2 protein-coding genes are annotated in these 3,181 nt (G+C 47.5%); both read left to right on the forward strand.

The window, feature by feature from the left end; all coding sequences use genetic code 11:
- Positions 1–1,046: pyridoxal phosphate-dependent aminotransferase (locus PF479_RS15860; protein WP_298008437.1), on the forward strand; the 1,046-nt coding region annotated here is incomplete at its 5' end.
- 289 nt (positions 1,047–1,335) lie between these two features.
- Entirely contained in the window at positions 1,336–3,138 is a 1,803-nt protein-coding gene (locus tag PF479_RS15865) for an ABC transporter ATP-binding protein (protein ID WP_298008439.1), read from the forward strand.
- Positions 3,139–3,181: the final 43 nt, after the last annotated feature.

The following is a 3,181-nucleotide window of genomic DNA, read 5'->3' on the forward strand; positions in this document are numbered from 1 at the left end:
GTGCCCTCCCACCCCGGGAGTTTACGAAAATACTGCTGGAAGAAGCAGCACGGGAAAATATGCATGGCTATATGCCCAATGCCGGGTATCCTGATGTGAGAAAGCAGGTGGCCCTCTACCTTAAAGATGAACAGAAGGTTGAATTCCTTCCTGAAAATATTCTGATGACCAGTGGTGCCGGAGGGGCCTTGAATGTCGCTCTGAAAACCATATTGAATCCCGGGGACAAGGTCCTGGCCAGCAAGCCCTGTTTTATGGAATATAAATTCTATTGTGATAACCACGGGGGAACCCTTGAATTGGTGGACTGCCTCCCCGGATTTGATCTGAATATTAAAGCTTTTGAATCTGCCATAGATGAAACGACGGCTGCTGTGATTATCAATTCTCCCAATAATCCCTCCGGGAAGGTCTACAGTGAAGATCGATTGAAAGAGCTGGCAGATCTGCTGGATAGAAAGAGTGTAGAAATCGGCAGGAGGATCTATATCCTCTGTGATGAACCCTATAGGAAAATAATTTATGGTGATGTGAAGGTACCGTCCATCCCGGCACTCTATCCTCATACCATGGTTTGTACTTCCTATTCTAAAGACCTTTCCATACCTGGGGAAAGAATCGGTTTCCTGGCCATCGGACCGGAGCTGGAAGACCGGGACCATATTACGGGTGGGGCCATTCTCTGTAACCGCATATTAGGGTATGTCAACGCTTCATCCCTGATGCAGAGGGTTGTAGGCCGGCTTCAGGGGCTGGCAGTCGATGTGGCTCAGTATCAGAGAAAACGTGATCTTCTGGGGAAAATTCTTACAGACTGCGGGTTTGACCTTGATCTGCCGGAGGGAACGTTTTACCTCTTTCCCAGGGCCCCCCTGGGGGATGATATGATGGTGGTGAACTATCTGCAGGAACAGAACATCCTGGCTGTTCCCGGACGGGGCTTTGGTATGCCCGGTTATTTCAGGCTCTCCTACTGTGTGGATGATGATATGATACTCCGGTCTGAAAAAGCCTTCAGAAAAGCGGCGCACAATATTTTTGGATAAGTCCTCTTGACAGATGTGAATATAGAATTTATGTTTATTAAATATTCAAGATAAGGAGACGTGTTTGATGTTAAGTATATATGTACCTTTCCCCACACTTAACCCTGTATGGCATAGTCATGCAAATACGTCTGCGACATCTGACTGATTTCAGCATTCCACTGTAAACAGCACCGCAGACAACCTATGGGTTCCTGCGGTTTTTTTATGCCCGGATGTATGGATACCATCCCGGCCTTTCCTTGCAGGAATAAATTGTTTTATCCCGGCCTGGAGAGTCCGGTCATAAATGACAGCTAAAAAAACAGGTTTTCAAGCCTTTCTCACTTTATTTTCTCTTTTGAAGAACTACCGGTTTCTTTATTCGGTTTCAATTTTAGCCCTGGGTTTTGCTGTAGCTCTTGAAATGGGCGGTTTTCTCGTCATCCGTCGTGTGGTTGACCAGCTGATAATGGAAGGACCAGGTTTGCTCTATCTTGCCTTCTGGGCTTGTATGTACCTTCTTCTGGCTCTGTTTAGGGGCGGATTGAGTTATTATCATGGGAGAGGCAAGGCCCATTGTGCCGAAAAAGTAACTCAAAATATAAGAAACAGCCTCTACGATCATCTGCAGCGCCTCTCTTTTGCCTATCATGACAACTCCCAGACGGGAGAATTGGTTCAAAGATCCACCAGCGATGTGGATACTGTCAGGAAATTCTTTGCCAATCAGATTCCCGAGCTGAGCCATGTCTTTTTTCAGTTTTTCATCAATCTGGGGATTCTTCTGTTTCTGGAATGGAGATTAGCTCTGTTTTCTATCATTGTCGTTCCTGTCATCGGGGTGGTCTCTACAGTTTTCTTCTTTAAAATTTTTGATTCCTACGATGATTATCAAGAGGTCGAAGGAAAAATGTCAAACAGAATTCAGGAGAATCTCTCTGGGATCCGGGTCGTCCGTGCTTTTGCCCGTCAGGACTGGGAGAAAGAAAGATTCCGGGAAATTAATGCCCTCCAGCTTAAAAAAGGACTCCGTCTGACCTGGTGGAATAGTTTGTACTGGCCCTTCGGGCACATTCTCTGCGGACTGCAATTCTCTTTCACCCTGCTTCTGGGCGGGTATATGACGATCCGGGGTATCATTACACCGGGGACCTTCATTGCCTTTTCAAGCCTGGTGAATGCTCTGATCTGGCCCATGCAGGAACTGGGACGTACAATCACTGAAGTCTCTAAAAGCCATGTCTCCTACCGGCGGATACGGGAAATTCTGGATGAAAATCAGGAAGATTTAAAAAGCGGAACCATCCTGGAGGCTCACAATCTGCGGGGAGAACTGGAATTCCGTAAGGCCGGATTCAGCTATGCCCAGGGTGAGAGAGTACTGGATGATATCAGCTTCAGCTGCAGAGAAGGGGAGGTCGTCGCTTTATTGGGTTCTACCGGCTCGGGGAAAACCACATTGGTCAATCTTCTGCCCCGTTTTTATGACTATACAGAAGGGGAGATCCTTCTGGACGGGAAAAATCTTCATGAATATAACCGCCACAACCTGAGGACCCATATCGGGATCGTTGAGCAGGAACCCTTTCTTTTCTCCATGACCGTGGCTGAAAATATCTGCTATTCTCTGGATCGTGGGGTCAGCCGGGAAGAGATGATACAGGCTGCCAGGGCAGCGGCCGTTCATGAATCTGTTATGGCCTTCCCTCAAGGGTATGACACCATGGTCGGTGAAAAAGGTGTCAGCCTTTCGGGAGGGCAGAAACAGAGAATTGCCATTGCCAGAACCCTTCTCAAGAATCCGCGAATTCTGATTCTGGATGATTCCACCTCGTCTGTGGATGCCGATACGGAAGCCAGGATAAAGGAGGCTCTCGAGTCCCTTATGAAGGGGCGAACGACATTTGTAATCGCTCACCGGATACAGACGCTCAGGCAAGCCGATAAAATTCTTGTTCTGGATCAAGGCCGGATTGTCCAGCAGGGAACTCATAAACAGCTGATCAGCATAGATGGGTTTTACAAAGATGTGTTCACTCTGCAGAACCAGATGGAAGATGAGCTGCAGCAGGAACTCCTTGCGGCCGGAATCGGTAAAGGAGCCAGATAATGAGTGCAAATGAAAAAGGAACATTGGAAAACCGGGAGTTTTC

Source organism: Oceanispirochaeta sp. (assembly GCF_027859075.1).
GTDB lineage: Bacteria > Spirochaetota > Spirochaetia > DSM-2461 > DSM-2461 > Oceanispirochaeta.

Bases quoted from the DNA above. Each gene is read 5' to 3' on its own strand.
- PF479_RS15865 (WP_298008439.1), top strand. From the start codon at position 1,336: ATGACAGCTAAAAAAACAGGTTTTCAAGCCTTTCTCACTTTATTTTCT.